This is a genomic window from Christensenella timonensis (assembly GCF_900087015.1).
Classification (GTDB): Bacteria; Bacillota; Clostridia; order Christensenellales; family Christensenellaceae; genus Christensenella; species Christensenella timonensis.
In genome coordinates this window covers 2,217,722-2,235,234 of sequence record NZ_FLKP01000002.1, presented here as the reverse complement: position 1 = coordinate 2,235,234, position 17,513 = coordinate 2,217,722, and the positions used below count along the sequence as shown (strand labels likewise).

15 protein-coding genes and 1 rRNA gene are annotated in these 17,513 nt (G+C 49.4%); 13 read left to right on the top strand and 3 right to left on the bottom strand.

The window, feature by feature from the left end; genetic code table 11:
- The first annotated feature begins 12 nt into the window (after positions 1-12).
- From BN6471_RS12045 to BN6471_RS11980, 13 genes are all read left to right on the top strand, one after another.
- On the top strand, positions 13-690 hold the full coding sequence (locus tag BN6471_RS12045) for an NHL repeat-containing protein (protein ID WP_066649467.1): 678 nt from the start codon (positions 13-15) through the stop codon (positions 688-690).
- A 1-nt stretch (position 691) separates the two neighbouring features.
- On the top strand, positions 692-3,037 hold the full coding sequence (locus BN6471_RS12040) for an RHS repeat domain-containing protein (RefSeq protein WP_066649459.1): 2,346 nt from the start codon (positions 692-694) through the stop codon (positions 3,035-3,037).
- Positions 3,038-3,078: 41 nt separating this feature from the next.
- Positions 3,079-3,732: a hypothetical protein gene (locus BN6471_RS12035; protein ID WP_066649458.1), complete on the top strand. Its 654-nt coding sequence runs from the start codon at positions 3,079-3,081 to the stop codon at positions 3,730-3,732.
- A 112-nt stretch (positions 3,733-3,844) separates the two neighbouring features.
- On the top strand, positions 3,845-4,234 hold the full coding sequence (locus BN6471_RS12030; protein ID WP_066649456.1) for a hypothetical protein: 390 nt from the start codon (positions 3,845-3,847) through the stop codon (positions 4,232-4,234).
- A gap of 278 nt (positions 4,235-4,512) precedes the next feature.
- On the top strand, positions 4,513-4,794 hold the full coding sequence (locus tag BN6471_RS13335) for a sigma-70 family RNA polymerase sigma factor (RefSeq protein ID WP_074025777.1): 282 nt from the start codon (positions 4,513-4,515) through the stop codon (positions 4,792-4,794).
- A gap of 721 nt (positions 4,795-5,515) precedes the next feature.
- Positions 5,516-7,096, top strand: coding sequence for a recombinase family protein (locus BN6471_RS12025; protein ID WP_066649453.1), 1,581 nt, complete (start codon positions 5,516-5,518; stop codon positions 7,094-7,096).
- 257 nt (positions 7,097-7,353) lie between these two features.
- Positions 7,354-7,470, top strand: a 5S ribosomal RNA gene (gene rrf / locus BN6471_RS12015).
- Positions 7,471-7,840: 370 nt separating this feature from the next.
- Positions 7,841-8,041, top strand: coding sequence for a hypothetical protein (locus BN6471_RS12010; RefSeq protein WP_066649450.1), 201 nt, complete (start codon positions 7,841-7,843; stop codon positions 8,039-8,041).
- 94 nt (positions 8,042-8,135) lie between these two features.
- Complete coding sequence (locus BN6471_RS12005) at positions 8,136-8,555, top strand: hypothetical protein (RefSeq protein ID WP_066649447.1); 420 nt, start codon at positions 8,136-8,138, stop codon at positions 8,553-8,555.
- A gap of 914 nt (positions 8,556-9,469) precedes the next feature.
- Entirely contained in the window at positions 9,470-11,449 is a 1,980-nt protein-coding gene (locus tag BN6471_RS11995; RefSeq protein ID WP_066649442.1) for an InlB B-repeat-containing protein, read from the top strand.
- Between the two features lie 93 nt (positions 11,450-11,542).
- Complete coding sequence (locus tag BN6471_RS11990) at positions 11,543-11,971, top strand: hypothetical protein (RefSeq protein WP_066649440.1); 429 nt, start codon at positions 11,543-11,545, stop codon at positions 11,969-11,971.
- Positions 11,914-12,774, top strand: a complete 861-nt coding sequence (locus BN6471_RS11985; protein ID WP_147554030.1) for a DUF7601 domain-containing protein — start codon at positions 11,914-11,916, stop codon at positions 12,772-12,774. Before BN6471_RS11990 ends, BN6471_RS11985 begins: the two co-directional genes overlap by 58 nt.
- Before the next feature lie 179 nt (positions 12,775-12,953).
- Entirely contained in the window at positions 12,954-13,994 is a 1,041-nt protein-coding gene (locus BN6471_RS11980; protein ID WP_066649435.1) for a Spy0128 family protein, read from the top strand.
- 332 nt (positions 13,995-14,326) lie between these two features.
- Here BN6471_RS11980 and BN6471_RS11975 read toward each other — a convergent pair whose 3' ends face one another.
- The 3 genes from BN6471_RS11975 to hypE all read right to left on the bottom strand — a co-directional run bounded on the left by BN6471_RS11975 (position 14,327) and on the right by hypE (position 17,507).
- Positions 14,327-15,472: a Gfo/Idh/MocA family protein gene (locus BN6471_RS11975; RefSeq protein WP_066650142.1), complete on the bottom strand. Its 1,146-nt coding sequence runs from the start codon at positions 15,470-15,472 to the stop codon at positions 14,327-14,329.
- Positions 15,473-15,843: 371 nt separating this feature from the next.
- Positions 15,844-16,479 carry a class I SAM-dependent DNA methyltransferase gene (locus BN6471_RS11970; RefSeq protein ID WP_066649434.1) on the bottom strand — a complete coding sequence of 212 codons (636 nt, stop codon included), beginning with the start codon at positions 16,477-16,479 and terminating at the stop codon, positions 15,844-15,846.
- Between the two features lie 41 nt (positions 16,480-16,520).
- Positions 16,521-17,507: a hydrogenase expression/formation protein HypE gene (gene hypE, locus BN6471_RS11965; RefSeq protein ID WP_066649433.1), complete on the bottom strand. Its 987-nt coding sequence runs from the start codon at positions 17,505-17,507 to the stop codon at positions 16,521-16,523.
- Between the last annotated feature and the right edge of the window lie 6 nt (positions 17,508-17,513).

The following is a 17,513-nucleotide window of genomic DNA, read 5'->3' as shown; positions in this document are numbered from 1 at the left end:
GAGGTGTAAGTAATGAAGAACAAAAAGATAATATTTGCTATACTAATATGCTTATTGATAATATCAACTATTTTATCTCTGTTTTTATGGAGCAACATAATTTCTGACGGTAAGAAAATTGAGCAAACAGGATTCGTTGATTTTAGGAGACCAATAGCTTTATCGAATAATTTTGATGTTGATTCACGTGAAAATATTTACTTTGCTTCTCAATCGTCACCAATTATACAGATTTTTGACAAAAATAGTAAATATTTGTACTCTTTGGACCTTAATGAAAAGTTGGATCATAATGTTTATGGAGCAAAATATGTAAGAATACTTGATGATGATTCAATCGAGGTTTATATTGTTCGCTCAAAAGAAATAGCTAAATTTAATAAATTAGGTTTTTTAGTTGATGAAAAGATAATTGAAACGGGTGAATTTACATCGCTTTTACACAGTGTAATCCCTTCAAATTTCAGGGTGGAGAAAAATGGAATTTCTTATTATGCAAATCCACAAAACAATTTTTTTAGTTCGATATATAAACAGGATGTAGAAAAAAATACATTGTTTTTTAAAACTCCGATCGAAGAAGTTCTATTTATGCTTTTTCGCATGATAGCAATATGTTTGCTAATCATTGTAATTATATTTAAATTAGTTGACTATTTACGAAGCAAGAAGTCTAAAAATCACAAATAGTTTGAGTATATGCGGTATCCAAACCGAATATGGCTATGACGCGCTGAACCGCGTCGTATCCCAAAGGACGAGCGGCGAAACGAATATTTCTTTTGCATACGAATATGACAAAAACGGATATATAACGGGAGAAACGCGAACAGAAGGCGAAACTGTTTATACGCGGGACTATGACTACGATCCGCTCGGACAGCTCACTTCCTTCAAAGAAAATGACTACAGCGAAAAGTATACGTACGACGCGGCGGGGAACATGACACAGAAGGTCGCAAATGGCGTGAAGAGCGAGATGGCATACAATGCGGCGAACCAACTGACAAAGTTGACATCCGCGAATGGCGCGGTAAACTATACTTATGACGCGAACGGCAACCTGACCGCCAAAACGCTGAATGGGAAAACGAGCACATATGCCTACGACGCGGCAGGGAAGCTGACGGATTACCTTGGTTACGACGGATATGAAGAAAAGTATACGTACGACGCAGCGGGGAACCGGATTGAAAAGAAAAGCAGGGGAACCAGTGCGCGCAAGACCCTGGAGGAGCTTGCGGAACTGGGCGAAAAGCTGGAGACGGAAACGAGTGAGGCTGAAAACCCGGACGAGTGGATCACAACAGAATATGTGAACGACATCAACGCCGGGAACGCGCTTGTGCTGATGGAGCGCACGGGCGGCAGGACGGTCTCGTATGAATACGGGCTGGAACGCCTTTCGATGTATGCACAGGAGGGGCTTGCGGAACGCAAGACGCAGTACGTGTACGATGGGCGCGGAAGCGTGGCGCAGGAAGTCAGCTACAACAATGCGTGGTACAACTACCTGCTGCCGTTCACGCAGGATACGCAGGTGGAAAGCCGCCGTTATACGCCGTTTGGGGAACAGATGACAGGCAAGGCCACGGGCTTTGGATATAACGGTGAATACTACAGCGCGGAGACGGGCGCGCAGTACCTGCAAATGCGGTATTACGAGCCGGAGATGATGCGGTTCTCGCAGAAGGACGTCATCCAGATGCAGGGCGCAGGAAGTGCAGCAATGAACCGGTATGCGTATGCGGCGAACAACCCCGTCAATTTCAGCGATCCAAGCGGGATGTTCTTTGAGCAGATTGGGGATTTCTTCGGGGCAATCGCGGAAGGAGCGGCATGGCTTGGCGGAAAGATCGTTGAGGGAGCGGGCTATGTAGCGGGAAGCGCCGTTGGCGTATTTAACAAGGATGCAGGGGATTATATTAAAAACAGCAGCAGGGCTTTGGGCAACCAGATAGCGGATGCCGGAAAATCTGCAAGAACAACGCTGCGAAATTCCGGTGCGGCAAAGGATAAGGCGATCAGTACCTTTGCTCGCAATATATCCAAAGGCAAAAGTGTTGGATATGCTGCAAGTAAGGCGCGCTCGTCTTACAATGCCTATATACAACAGAAAAAGGCGGAAGAAAAACAGCGAAAGACAAATGTTGTAAAGAATGCCTTCCCCGGATATGATGTGGCCTATGACGGGGACAAGGTTGGCATTATGTATAACGGCGCCTTTGTTGAGATAACAAGCCCTGAACAGGCGCAGGCAATAAAGGCTTGCATGGACGATTTAGAAAGAGAAAAGAAAAATCAGGAGCTTGAAAAGGCACGGGCTGACGTTGCAGCAAACAAAGCGGATGTTGTCTCTGGCCCTAATGGAAAAGAAATTGATTACAGCGGAAGCGACAAACCCAATATTAATATCTTTAATGGCACAATATTTGATTCTTCATCCAATAAGGGGTATTCGCAACCGGGGAAGATTAATACGGCCTTAGGATATGGTGATGTATATGAAGTATTGGGAAAAGCAGTAGTGGATATTAATACTAGTAAATCAAGGTTTGAATACAATGGTCAAGAATACTTATTTCAGCATTGGCAAGGTAATTATATGGCAAATCTGCCGAGCGTTATTTCAGGAACCAGCGTAGTTACAGGCATTGAAGCAGGAATATATAGAAATGGAGAAGGAACGCCTACTTGGGGATATGGACGAGCTGAACCGGAAGACAAAATGGATATGAATTTGACATTATTTGATAAAAATGGTAATTCTATTATCAATGTCGATAGTAGAAAAGCAAATAGCAATGTCCCTGTTGAGTGGCAATATGGTTATACGATCGATGGACATGTTCAGTACAGAGAAACATATTCGGTGACTACAATATCACATGATGACTTTGATTTTCTTAATGCACTCAAAAATGGTGTCACAGATGGGGTTGCGCAAGGAAATTTGGAATTTGGTAACGTGGTATATAATTCAAATACAGGAAAATACGATTTGACATATACTTACGACCCTTACGGATTAAATTAGCAAAAGTGAAAAATTTCTTTGAAAAGTAGGAGAAAAATGGCATGAAATATCTAAAAAAAATTATCTTCATTACTATTTCGGTTATCTGTTTTGTTGTTTTCTGCTCTTGTTCTCATTATCTATATAAAAATGAGAGATTAAAAGAAGATGTGGATATTGGAGCCGATAATATGGAAAACAAAATGACGACAGCCGAATCAAATAGTTATTCTGTTGATAATGACGGCTTTACTACAATGGAAGATGGACGTTATTTCGAGCCCGCGGAAATACGTATTGCACCTGAACTATCGGAGATGGAAGGGAAATCTTTAGCAGAAAAAAGATATTATATTGATAAAGATGTTGAAAAGTCTGACGGAAATAGGGTTTCAAATATTTCTGTTGAAATTGTTCCACATGAGTATACTCAAGATGAAAGCCTGTTGTTACGGGATAGTATTACTGCATCAATAAATTCGCAAATAGAGAAGATGGATGAAAAAGCGGAAGTATCAATATCAGGTACTGATACTGAGAAAGGATATGACTTATTTGTTTATATTATTACCTTGCCTGATATGGAAGCAAGAATGTATTATATTTTAGGAGATAAGAAGGTTTGCTTAGTAAATGCAAGTGCTTATACTGATAATAACCCGGAAATTATATTCGATTCTGCATTGGATATAGTAAACAGTTTCACTTGGAGTTAAGATTGGAAGTAAATGTATCGAAAAATGGCTGCATATTTCTCAACAAAATACTGAATCATACTGAAACGAAAAATTTGATTGCTATTATGAAATGTGAATGGAGGTGCTTTAAATGGGCGCAACATTTGTAGCAATTTTACTGATTATTGCTTTTGTTTTAATTACAAACGGAATAATTCGTACAATAGCGAAAAAAAAGACTCAATTTCCCAAAGTCAACACCACTTTGTGGACAATCATCGGTGCATTGGTTGGCTTTGTTCTTATGGGAGCTATTTTTGTTTTTTTAGGCCCTAATAATAATAATCAGGAGATATCGCAGATTGTTAATTTACCCATGGTTTATTTAGTTATTAGTATATTATTATCATTTTTAGGAGTTCTTTTATTTATCTATGGTATTAAAAAAGAAATTAAGACAGTAATTGCGTTAAGCTCCTCAGTATTTGGTATTACTGCTATAGCGTGGTTTTTCACCGCTATATCAAATTTATTGGTATAATTACTTGTAAGATATTTATAATAGAACTAATTTCATAGCAAGCAAAAGCCATTCTTCGGGATGGCCTTTTTATGTTATCCATAATTTACTACTGGATTTTTTTTATGTGATTCCGAGTTCGGACGGACATCGTCAGGGATTTAACAATGAACTTCTATATTCCCTATCCTATTGCGATGAAAGCAGCGGCAAACTGTAATGCAGCTTTGGCTTGCTCATAGTGATTTACAGTAAAACCAGAAAAATTTAGCTCAAATAACAATTCGCGTAAGGAGAGCCTGTATTCGCGTAATTCCGATGGAATTGAGAACGCATCATTATTCTCATTTCCATCGGCGGAGGAACAGCTTATAAAGAGACTGGATCGCAATCTTCTGTACGCTGCAATTTTAAAGCTGCCGGAAAAACAGGCGCATCGGTTGTATGCACATTACTTTTTGGGCCTCGGCATCAATCAAATTGCGAAACAGGAAGGGGTTGACCGAACCACTGTTTCACACTCAATCAAGAGAGCACTTGAAAATTTGAAAAAATTTTTAATACAAGGTGCCACGTTTTAGCCGTTTTTTCTCTTGGTTTATGAAGGGAGTTTTTTATCTCCCTGCACCTTGAAAAATAGACGTTCAGTAAAATGAACGGCTCATAACCAATAGCTTGAATACGTTGCTGTATCACGAGCGAAGCAGGGGACACGCCAGGACTACCTGCGCCATACGGCGTCATAAGGATCGCATCCAAGGTACGAGCGATAAATGTTGCTTCTGTAATCTCCACTTGGCAATGGGGAAACGCGATAACTGATACAGCCTATAATGATACTCCCGCATAGTCGAGGTTCAGTCCCAGAGTGCGGTTCGGTGAAATGGATGGTGGAATTCCAGTGATGATCTTTGCCAGGATCAGTTCAAGCTATTGCCCGTTCGCTATGGGGAGTAGTGTCAAATAATAGCGTTTAAAATATATGGGAGAAGCAGCGGATTATGAAACAAAACGGTTTGCCGGAATAAATCCGCTGCTTTTCTATTCATGATAGAAGTGTGGTGAATGGGCATGGAAAGGAAAGAACTGACTAAAGCCAGGAAAGCAGAATATAAAGTCATTATACAATTTACAGATAATAGTAAAGAGACAAATAATATCAAGCAAAATATTTTCAAAATTATATTCGATGGATACGAGAAAAGAATAAATTCCTCATGCTGATTTTTTGAGTAGTTAGGTTGTGCCTATTACAATTTATATGTAGCCATTATTAGAAAAAAGTAGAAGGAGCCAATGAGGATGGAACGGTTTGATAAAATACTACGTGTAATTATTTTGTACAGGGTATCAACCAAAGGGCAATTATATAAAACAAATTCCTTTGATATGTCCAAAGATGAGATTCCAATGCAAAAAGAAGCTTGTCATAAATTTTTGAAAACAAAGCCAAACTGGACGCTTATTGATGAGATGTATGAAAAAGGCATATCTGGAAGCAAAATATCTGCTGTCAATCGTGATGCGATCCAAAGCCTGAAAGAACGTGCGCTGAATAAGGAATTTGATGTGTTATTAGTCTGGAAATTTGATCGCCTTGGTCGAATTGAAAGTGAAACGCCACAATTATTGCGATGGTTTGTAGTGGAAGCCGGTATCCAGATGTGGAGCGTGAAAGAGGGGCAGCGTGTCTTTGAAACGAGTGCGGATACGCTTGTGAACTATATTACTTTTTGGCAGGCTGACACGGAGAGCAAAAATACTGCCATCCGAATAAAACAGCGTATGGAGCAACTGAAAGAACAAGGATTGTATACTGGTGGCCCGATTCCACTTGGGTTTAAAGCAGTTCACAAAGGGAGAATCAATAAGAAGGGACATCCAATTCCAGACTTGGTTCCAGATAAAGAGTTTGGAGAAGTGGTGAGAACGAGGATATTCTATCGTGTTTTTAAAATGGGATATGGAGCATATATCATTGAGCGGGAGCTGCGGGAAGCAGGAATAACCGGACCGGAAGGAAAACCAATCTCCGTCAGTTCTATCAAGCGTATCTTGCGAAATAAAAAATATAGATGCAGTATTATTGAGAAAGCAGTCTTTGATAAGGTACAGGATATTCTGAACCAACGTTCGGATGCAAAAAGCGAATCCCGACAAATCAATATGCAGGCACGGGCAAGCGCCTTATTATCCGGTAATATTTTTTGCGGACACTGTGGGCATAGATTATCATCAAATCTTGACCGCTCCAGTAAGAACGCGGAACCGAGAATACGGTATGTGTGCTATCATAAAACTCAAAAAAAGTGTAATTGTGATGGTCAGTCCACATATAAGGCAAATATTGTGGACGAAGCGATAGAAAATGCGGTACGCGATCTTTTATCAAAAATAAAGGATCGTCCTAAAGAGAGTGTCATCAAAATGAGATATGAATCAAAAATGAGAGGATTGAAAGTTAAGGGTACAGAATTACAACACATTATAATAGAAGAAAAAAATAAATTGGAGAAATTGCAATATGAAATAGTTAAGTGCTTATCCGGGGATAGCGTTTTTGATTCCAACGACCTCAGTAAATTGATTGGTGAGCAAAAGGAACGTATCAGTCATTATGATAAGAATTTACGGGAAGTGGAAAAAGAAATCGCAAATAAAGCGGTGGCAATGCAATCTATTCTGCCTGCTTATGATAGGTTCAAGGGCTGGGCTGAAGAATATGAAAGCCTACCCTTAGAACAGAAAAGAGCGGTTCTATGTGAGCTGGTTGCAAGAATTGAATTGAAAAGGGGATATGAGGTGAAAATCATATTTAATGTAGAATATGAACAGTTTTGCCGAGATATGGGTGATGATATAAAATTGCTGAAAAGCAGTTAACTTGTGCTCTAAAATAGGATATATTGTAAAATGCTACTTACTGAATAAATCGTGTAAGAAAAGGATGAAGAATAATGGTATTTCGTCATAGTACACATTGCTTAGAAATTGGAAAATATTATATATTTCAACAGAGTATTATATGTATTTCATGATGTAATAGAGTTGCGTTTATAAGGTTTAATGTAGCTCGCATGCTAGAGCATTCGGCTGTTAACCGAAGGGTCGTTGGTTCAAACCCAACCTGGGGAGCCATTTCCGGTGGCGATAGCTAAGGGGATCCACCTGTTCCCATTCCGAACACAGAAGTTAAGCCCTTAAACGCCTAAAGTACTGCACTGGCAACGGTGTGGGAGGATTGGTAGCTGCCGGATTCTATTTAAAAAGCCTATGGATCATATCCATAGGCTTTTTTTGTTAATGAACTCTTTCATGGCAATAAGAAAAGCGAATTTGGAAACATGCAGGCGTGGCCCAAAAAGGGGAACGCCTTTTTTTGTGCCGTACGAAGAAAATTTCGAGGCATCCTGCATCATGATAACGGTGAATGGGGGAAGCATCATCCATCCTTGCCGCTTATCAAAAACAGGTAGTTACAACATCAAAACAGGTAGTTACAACATCTGGCGAGACAAAAGGATATGAAAAGTGATATTTAATGAATAGGCAAATCTGCGAAGGAAGACGAGGGAACAAGTGTACATTATACAGCTGTAATAAAGGGCAGATATGGAGGTAACTGTCGTGGGATGGATATGGATCGGGATTCTTATTCTGGTGATCATGGTAGGAGTCGCGGTCAAAATCAGGCTGCGGCGGAAGCTGGACGATATCGACGGGCTGAACGGCGTGCATGTGCGCGACGAAAACAGGGCGGAGGAAAACGTGATCGGCACGCTCGGTGACGACAGGCCCAAGAAGGAATATAGGAAGAATAAAGAGTGATTTTACCAGCCGAAGCACGCAGCGGATCGACGGTAAGGCGCTGATCGTGATCAGGAATTATTGAGTAAAGAACGCACGAAGGAGAAAGGCAAACATGAAAAAGCGAGTGAAGCTGAAAGTTGTATTATCCCTGCTGCTGGCAGTGGCGATCATTGCGGGAACGCTGCCCATCGGCGCGTTGGCGGAAAACGCCGCTGCCGCAACCGCAGCGGAAACGCCCGTGGGCGAAACGGAGCCGGCGCAGGAGCCGGGCGGGGAAGAATCCGCCAGTCCTGTCGCCGGAGCGGCGGAGACGGGCGAACCGGCGGAGAGCGAAGCGCCGCAGCCGGCGGCAACACCCTCGGCCGCGCAGACAAGCGAGCCCGGGGCATCTTCTTCGCCTTCGGTTTCGCCCAAAGAGGAAACGGCGCAGCCCTCGGCTTCCCCCTCGCCATCTCCTTCGGCGGCGCTGGAAAGCTCCATCAGCGGCACGGTGTGGAACGACGTGAACGCAGCAGTATCGCGTGGGCGTTAAGGCGAGCGTGATAGGCGGCACGGAGTATCTCGTTCCCGTCAAGAGCATCCAGGCAGGCGCGGACAACAAATTCGACGCGGATTTCAGCGCGGAAGAAGCGGCCGCCTACAGCGATACGCTCACGCTGGGCGCGGGCAGCGCCTTAGAACAGATCGACGCGGGCATGCGCGGAAAAGAGCAGATTGCGCCCATGGCCGCGACGGGCGCGTATGTCGTCACGGGCGGCGCGACCGGCACATTCAATACGCTGCAGGACGCGGTGGACGCCTGCCCGACGGGATCGGCCTGCACCATCACGGTCATGGCAAACGATCCTAATATCGGTAATGGTATACTCGTAACAAGTAAGACTATCACCTTGAAATCCGGCTCGGGCGGGCCGTATACCTTGACGCAGACAAATCGTGCCTCCTCTATCAGTGACCGTGATGGCCTCCATTTTTATGTTAGTTTAGGCGGTAACCTAACACTCGAAAACATTACGCTATCAGGAGCGGGGTTGACGAGCGGAAGTGGTTATAATGGCGGAATAACTGTGGACGCCTCGAATGCTTCTCTAGTGATGAACTCAGGCGCGACAATTACAAAATGCTATAGTAATACAGGCGCAAATGATGATGCTACTGTGTTTGTGGGAAGCAAGGCCTCTTTAAAGATGAACGGCGGTACGATCAGTAATAACGTGAGCAACAGGCAGGCTGCTGTGTATAGTTGTGACGGTTCTTTCACGATGACAGGCGGTAACATTATAAATAATCAGTCGAGCGGTATTGGCGGCGGAGTATTGGTGGCTGGTGGAACAACGAGTTCTTTCACGATGACAGGCGGCCGGATCACGGGAAATAGCGCGAAAGAAGGCGGCGGAATATATCCAAAGCACCAGCACCCTCACGGGTTCGGTGAACATTACGACCGTGACGCGGACAGTGGCGGGCTTTTCCCCGCAGGACGCGTCCTACAGCTTTGCCGGCTGGAACACGGCGGCGGACGGCAGCGGCACGTCGTATACGGAAGGGCAGACGGTTTCCATTTCCGGCAGCCTGACGCTGTACGCGCAGTGGAAGCAGGAGCGCTATATTGTGTACAAGGACAGCGCGCCCACCACGCCCATCGGTTCGTACCACTTGATGGCGGACGCGGTGGCGGCGTGCCCTGCTACGGGAGTGGGATACACCATCGTAGCCACGGAAAACGACACGGACATGAACGATATGGCTGGCGGGACAGGTGATAGAGTGATCATCCAGCCAAACCAGAAGATCACGCTGAAATCCGATGCGGGCGGGCCGTATACCCTGACGCAGGCGAAGTCAGCAAGCGGGTCGCCGCGCTACAATCATTTCTTGGTTAGCGCAAACGCATCCCTGACACTGGAAGACGTCGTCTTGTCGGGCATAGGGCTGCCGGTATCGACAGGATACAGCCACTTTAACGGCGGCGTGGTAGTAAGCACCGATGGCAGCCTGACGATGAATCACGGGGCGGAGATCACAAAGTGCCTCAACGGCCCGAACATGGGCGGCGCCGTAAGCATGGGCAGAGGTTCCGCATTTACCATGAACGGCGGTACGATCAGCAACAATGTCGGCCTGGGGGAAGGCGTTATATTAGTCAGTGTGGAATGTAATTTCACGATGAATGGGGGCAGCATCACAGGCAACACGGCCCTAGCTAGCGGAACCGTACTCGTTATGGATGGAACAGGCTCCGCCTCTGCGAGATTCACCATGACGGGCGGCAGCATTACCAATAACCACGCGCAATTGGATGCGTGGGGCCAAGGCGGGAAAGGCGGCGCTGTGGAGCTCGATTACAGCGCCGGCTTAAATAACGGCGAATTCACCATGACGGGCGGCAGCATCACGAATAATACGGCGGACCTCGAGGGCGGCGGTATTTATACAGCGTTTTACGATTACGCAAACCCCGCCAGCACGAGCAAGTACTCGAACATCAGCATTACCGGAAGCGCGGTGGTGAGCGGGAATACAGCGCTTGCGGGCCCGGCGATCACGCCGCCGGTCAACGCGGCGGATTTCACGACGCGCGCCACAAAGCCGTTCCCCGGAACGCTGCTGGATAACTACAATATCAACTACGTTTTCCACCCGGTCGTCACCTACCGGGCGAACAACAGCTCGGGCGCGACGTATGCCGATCCGGCGACGTACCTGTCGGGCGACACGGCGACGGTTCTCACCTACGCGGCGACAGGGTTCACTGTGGATACCGGCTGGGTGTTCGACCACTGGGAGGTTACGGAGGCCGTCACGGGAACCACGGCGAGCGTCCTGCCGGGCGATACGTTCACCGTCAACTACAATACGACGGTGGACGCGGTATATGAGCGCAAGACACACGATGTGACGGTGAGCGCTTCGGCGGCAGGCCCTTACGCCGACCGGACGAAGGATTTTGATTTCACCGTGTACCTCACGGACGACACGGGAACGCCGCTTTCGGGAACGTTTGCCTATACGGGCGGGACGATTGCCGGGACGGGGGCTTCGGCCCCGGCGGGCGGCACGCTGACGCTGGGTTCCTCGGGCGAGGCGGCCTTCCAGCTGCGGCACGGGCAAACGGTGACCATAACGGGCGTGCCGTTCGGCTACCACGTGCGGGTGGCGGAAACGCCGGCTGCGGGATACGCTTTTTCGTTCCGCGATAACGAGGACGCGGGGCCGACCAGCGCGGCCGATACCGGCGCGCGGGCCATGTCCGACGCGGACAGGCGGTTTGATTTCACAAACACGCGGACGGGGGCTGTGCCCACCGGCGTGACGGAGGACAGCCAGGGCGGGCCCGGCCTGCTGGCCGTGGGGATCGTTGGGATCGCGGCGCTCGCGGCAGGGCTTTTGATCGCGCGGCGGCGCCGCCGCGGGGAGGCGCGCTGATATGAGCGGCGCGGCGGAGGAATATATAACATGGTGTTATTCCATGTTCATATACCAATCATTCAAAACGAATTAAAAAAAGGAGAAAAGAAAATGAAACGGACAAAGACATTAAAAGTTGTTCTGGCGCTGGCACTGGCAGTGGTATTGTGCCTGGGCAGCATGACCTCGGCGCTGGCGGCGCCGGTCACAGGCGGTACGGAAGGAACGCCCCTGCAGGCGGCGATCACCAAGGTGCTGGAAATGCCGGACGGCACGACCACGCCGACGGCAAGCTTTACCTTTGACGTAACCAAGGTGAGCGTAGACGGCCTCACGGCTGCGGCAGACCTGGCGACGATGCCTGCGCTCGGAACCGTCGCAAGCGCGACAACAGCGACGCAGACGATCAGCTTTACAGCGGCTGACGCAGGTACGAGCGCGGCGGGGCTCAAGACCGTAAGCAAGGAAACGCCGGAGAGTATGTGTACCAGATCACAGAGCAGGCGGGTACTTATACAACGGCGACAGGCGAAACGATGACGTATTCCGCAGGGGATTACGAGCTGCACGTATACGTAGCGAACGGCACGACGAGCCCGTACGTATCCGACCTCAGCGTGATCGTGACGACGCCGGGCTCGACCACAGGCGGCGTAGCGCCGGGCGCAAAGGTAGACCCGACGCCGGGCACGGGCGGACTTTCGTTCACCAACGTATTCTCGAAAAACAACAGCGGTACGAACCCGGAGGACGGCGCGATCCTCGTGAGCAAGACGGTAACGGGCGCGATGGGTAACACGACGACACTGTACTTCGATTTCACGCTGACGGTCAACAAATCCGCGGTAGAGGCGGGCACGCCCGTATACGATGTATACGTGCTGGACAGCGCGAATAACGTAATCACGTCCACCAATCACACCGCAAGCACGATCATGACGGACGGCAGCGGGCACGACTACTTCCAGGTCACGTCCGGAACGGCGGAGACGATCCACCTCAAACACGGGGAAAAGCTGTCGGTGCACAACGCGCTGGTCGGTTCGCACTACGACATATCCGAGGCGGCATCGACAGGCTATACGCCGAGCGTAGATGTGACGACGAACGGCGGAACGCCGGTTACGACGCCCGGAACGCTGAACACGGCGCTTGGCGTAACGGCAAACCTGGTAGGAGAGAACGCGAACAAGGCGGACTACACGAACGCTTACCAGACGGTTACCCCCACGGGGATCTCTGTAAACAACCTTCCGTTCATGCTGATGATCGCGATCGCGGCAGGCGCGCTGGTTGCCTTCGTAGCGGTGAAATCGCGCAGGAAAGCGGATTCCAGGAACTGAGAAAAGCAAAGCAGAAGCATTGGAACACAAGTAAGGAAAGCGGGCCTGCCGGGGGCGGGCCCGCAAAAGTAAGGTAACTGGGGGAGTCCCATATGGGCAAGGCGGAAAAGATCAGCAGGAAGATCGATTACCCGGTCGTGCGGGCTAAGGGTAATATGAAAAAGGAGAAGTGAGAATATATGGGCATCCTACGAAAAGTGTGGAATAAGAGGGCGGCGGCTTTCGCGCTGCTGGTATGCCTTTTGACGCTGGGGTTGTTTCAAACCGCGAATGCGGCGCCGGCGAGCGCCAACGTGACGTTCACGGTAGACCAGGCGTTTTCGCAGCCGGCGGCGTCCTCGGCGGCGGATACGTTTACCTACGAGCTGCGGCCGCTTGCGGCGAGCAATCCCATGCCGGCGGGCAGCGCGGGAGGGACGTATACCTTCAGCATTTCCGGGAACGGCAGCGCGTCGATCGGGCCGATGAGCTACACGAGCACGGGAACATACGGCTACGAGCTCAGGCAGGCGCCAGCGTCGCTGCAGGGATACACGTACGACGGCGAGGTATATACGGTGCAGGTCTATGTGACGAGCGCCACGAGGGCGGATGTGGTCATCTACCGGAGCGACGGAAGCAAAAGCAGCGACGCCAAATTTACGAACGTATACAAGCCGCTTGCCAGCGATCCGAGCCTGATGGTGGATCCGCCGGTGCAAAAGACGGTTGCGGGAACGCCGTCCAAGGACGGCACGTTCGTATTCAAGCTGGAGGCGGGCAATAAGAGCAACCCCATGCCGGCAGGCAGTAAGGACGGCGTGAAAACCATGACCATCGTGGGGAGCGGCTCGGAGGATTTCGGCACGTGGAGCTATACCGAGGCCGGCGTATATTACTATTCGATCTCCGAAGTGAATGTGGGGGAGGACGGATATGCGTACGATACGGGCGTGTATACCATCACGGATAACGTGCAGGACGTGGCCGGCCAGCTTGTTTTGACGCGCACCGTGACCAACGATGCGAACAAGCCCGTAACCTCCTGCGGCTTTATCAACCAGTATACCGCGCCGGTGGGAGGAACGATTGACAACGGAACGGGGCCAAAAACGGGCGACGATTCTCTGACGGAGCTTTACACCGCCGCTTTTGCCGCGGGGTGCGCGGGATGTATTGTATGCGTGCTGATCCTCGTTTACAGGAAACGCCGCAAAAGACAGCCCGGCATGGGCGCGTAACGGGCGCGGCGGCAGGATAGAGCGCACACCGAAATGGCCGGATTCTATTTAAAAAAGCCTATGATTTTCATCAAAGGCTTTTTTACGATTTTATATCCTTTATAATACCGATCAACATCCCGTTGGTCGCCGAACGTTTTTCGTCCAACTGATCGAAATTCCGGGAACCCATGGATATGGAAATAGGGGCGGGCAGCAAAGACCATGGCGATATCTTGCCCGTTATAACCGCCAGCGGAAAGCGGAAATGGTCAAGCAGCAGGCCGAGGCTGGGTAACGGAGACGAACGCAATATAAAAGGGCTGCATGAACAGCCCTTTTGTCGTTTGGCCTTACTCTTCGATCCCGACCCATTGCTGTTTCTGGTTGCTTTCAAAAATCTTTTCGCACAGGATCATTTCGTGCAGGCCGTCCTCAAAGGTGGCGTATTGCCCCTGGAAGTTCTTGTCTTCCATGCTGTGGTAGACTTCCTTGAAGCACTGCTTGAACGCGTCGGTAAAGCCTTCCAGGTGTCCCAAAGGATAAGCGACCTTGTCTGCGCTCCTGGGGTGGATGGTAGCCGGGCCTTTTTCCAAAAATTCCTTGGCGCCGTCACGGTTGCCGATCCACAGGTTGTTGCACTCTTCACTGTGCCATTCGGCCGATTTTTTATAGCCGCCCAGCAGTACGTCGATCGCAACGGACTTGCCGGCGATGACCTGCGAGAAGAAAGCGCTGCCTTTGGCGCCGTTTGAAAAACGGAACATGACGCTGGCGTTATCTTCGGTATCGATGGGAACATCCTCGTAATCTTCCGGGGAAAATTTTTCCGTTGAGAAAGCGAGCACCGTTTTCTTGGGCTTTTTCCTCGTCTTATGGATGGTGGAAAAATCTGCGCATACGGCGGTGATCTTCTGGCCGCTCATGAATTCCACGAGATCCATCCAGTGCGAACCGATATCGGCAATGACGCGGGTATTGCCTGAATCCTTGGAGCTCAAACGCCAGCTGTAGTCGGTTTCGTACAGCAGCCAGTCCTGCGTGTAGGAACCGCTGATGGAGAATACGTCGCCGATGTAACCGTCCTCCACCAGGTTTTTGAGGTGGTTGGTCATGGGATAAAAACGGTTGTGGAAGTTGATCGCGCCGACAAGCCCGGTCTCCTTTACCTTGGCAACCATCTTGCGCGCGTCTTCAATGCTCGTGGTCATGGGTTTTTCGCTCAATACGTTCACGCCGTGATCAAGAGCGTACATGGCGATATCGAAATGGGTGTTGTTGGGCGTGCAGATGTGGACTGCGTCCAGCTGCATTTCGTCGATCATGGTTTTGTAATCTTCAAAATAGGCAGGCACATTCAGCTCTTCCGCAGTTTCCTGCGCCATGAATTTATCGGCCAGCGCTACCACGTCGATGTTGCCTAAACGGCGCAGCGTTTCGATATGGACTTTGCCGATAAAACCTGTCCCGACGATACCGACCCTGAATATTTTTCTCATAATAAATGTCCTTTCTTTCTGCAGATATTCTAAAGTGCTTTGCAATTTGTTATATCCATTATATGACTAAGATTAAATTGTATCAAGGTTATGCGGCAGATTTCGGCCAATATTTAATATATAACAAAAAAAATGCCCTGATACGGCGATTTTTTTATTCCGCTTGACCTTTTTTTCAACATGAAATATGGTATAATACTGTTTGGAGGAAGTATGGCGTGAAGTGCAGTAAATGTGGAACGACAATGTATGAGCGGGCATCAAAGAAATCAATCAATGCCACCAAAGTATATATTTGTCCTAAATGCAATAAAATAATATATGTATGGCCGGACGGCGATGTCAAGGAAGAAAAATAGGCGGGATCACGCCTAAGCGTTGCCCTCCAGCACGCCTAAGTGCAGGACGGAAGCGCTTTCCTTAGAGAGGCCGGACAGGATATAACAATCGTCGGTATCGACACGGATATCAATTTCAAAATAGCGGCTTAAGTGCCGGGCTTCCTCCGCGCAGGAGCGCAGGGGAACCGAAACAACAGATGCATCGCGGCCGTGGTGTACGCTGTTGATTTTTTTGCGCCCGCTGCCGTGCATGAGGATAAAGCGCCCGCCGGGGACAAGCAGGCGGAACAGTTTTTCGGCGAACAGGGCCTTTTCAAGGAAATGAGGGTAGGCGTTATAGATGACCGCCGCATCGTAGCGTGAACCTTCGTTAAGGTCATAAAAATCTGCGTGGCGGACATGGATCCGTTCATCCATGTTTTTTCTTTGGGCAATTTCCGCCATGCGCGCCGAGAGGTCGATCGCATCGACTCGCTTTGGGCAATGCTCCAGCAAATAGGGGAACAGGATGCCCGTGCCGCAGCCGACGTCTAAGATGCGCGCGTGGCGGGGCAGTCCGGCTACGGCGAGCATGGAGCGGAGTTTCTCGCTGTTGGCGCAGTTATACTCGTCCCACGTATCGGCAAGCCTGTCAAAAAAATTCTGTATTTGCGTCCTAGTCTGCATGTATGCCTCCCATGTCCGTTTTAAATGAACAATCGTTCATTTTAGCAAATGCGCGGCAAGCCTTCGCCGGCCAGCCCGTAAAGCACGCGCGTGCCGCCAAGCGAAGTATGCAGCAGGACGGGCGCGTCCTTTTCGCGTGTCACAGTGCCGATGATTTGGGCATTTTCGCCGTATTTGCTGCTGCGCATCACTGCAAGCGCCTGTGCCGCGTCTTCTTTTGCTACCACGGCGACCATCTTTCCTTCGTTGCCCATGGTGTAAGGATCAAGGCCCAGTATGCCGCAAAACGCGAGCACCTCGTCCGAAATGGGGATGTCCGTTTCGTTGAGCTCGATGCAGCAGCGCGAAGCGCGGGCAAATTCATTGAGCACGGTGGCAAGCCCGCCGCGCGTCACGTCGCGCATGGCCCTTACCCGGATATCTTGCTCCAGCAGCCCCGCTACCATGCCGCCCAGGGGGGCGCAGTCGCTGGCGATGGAGTTTTCGATATTCATCCGCACGCTGAAAATGGCCGCGTGATGGTCGCCTAAGTTGCCGGACAGCAGGATTACATCGCCTTCACGGCAATTTGCCGCGCTGATATCCACGCCGTCGCGTACAAAGCCGACGCCCGCGGTGTTAATATACAGGCCGCCTTTGCCTTCGACGACCTTGGTATCCCCCGCGACGATCCCAACGCCGGCTTCCCGCGCGGTATCCGCCATGGAGCATACGATTTTTTGCAGGTCCCCGGTTTCCAGGCCCTGCTCTAAGATGAAGCCGCAGGTCAGGTATTTTGGCTGTGCGCCGCTCATCAGCAGGTCGTTCACCGTGCCGCATATACACAGCCTGCCGATATCGCCGCCGGGAAAAAAGAGCGGGTCAACGACAAAGCTGTCCGTGGTGAGCGCGAGGCGCCCCGCGCCGGGTACGACGGCGGAATCTTCCATGCGCGAAAGCACCGGATCGTCAAATGTTTTTGCGAAAACCTCATCGATCAGCCGGGAAGTCGCCTGCCCTCCGCTGCCGTGAGCCATTGTGATCTTCATAAGTAT

Coding starts and splice junctions, on each gene's coding strand:
- hypE (WP_066649433.1), bottom strand. CDS start 17,507: ATGAAGATCACAATGGCTCACGGCAGCGGAGGGCAGGCGACTTCCCGG.
- BN6471_RS12030 (WP_066649456.1), top strand. CDS start 3,845: ATGGGCGCAACATTTGTAGCAATTTTACTGATTATTGCTTTTGTTTTA.
- BN6471_RS11970 (WP_066649434.1), bottom strand. CDS start 16,479: ATGCAGACTAGGACGCAAATACAGAATTTTTTTGACAGGCTTGCCGAT.
- BN6471_RS11990 (WP_066649440.1), top strand. CDS start 11,543: ATGAAACGGACAAAGACATTAAAAGTTGTTCTGGCGCTGGCACTGGCA.
- BN6471_RS11980 (WP_066649435.1), top strand. CDS start 12,954: ATGGGCATCCTACGAAAAGTGTGGAATAAGAGGGCGGCGGCTTTCGCG.
- BN6471_RS12045 (WP_066649467.1), top strand. CDS start 13: ATGAAGAACAAAAAGATAATATTTGCTATACTAATATGCTTATTGATA.
- BN6471_RS12035 (WP_066649458.1), top strand. CDS start 3,079: ATGAAATATCTAAAAAAAATTATCTTCATTACTATTTCGGTTATCTGT.
- BN6471_RS12005 (WP_066649447.1), top strand. CDS start 8,136: ATGAAAAAGCGAGTGAAGCTGAAAGTTGTATTATCCCTGCTGCTGGCA.
- BN6471_RS12025 (WP_066649453.1), top strand. CDS start 5,516: ATGGAACGGTTTGATAAAATACTACGTGTAATTATTTTGTACAGGGTA.
- BN6471_RS11975 (WP_066650142.1), bottom strand. CDS start 15,472: ATGAGAAAAATATTCAGGGTCGGTATCGTCGGGACAGGTTTTATCGGC.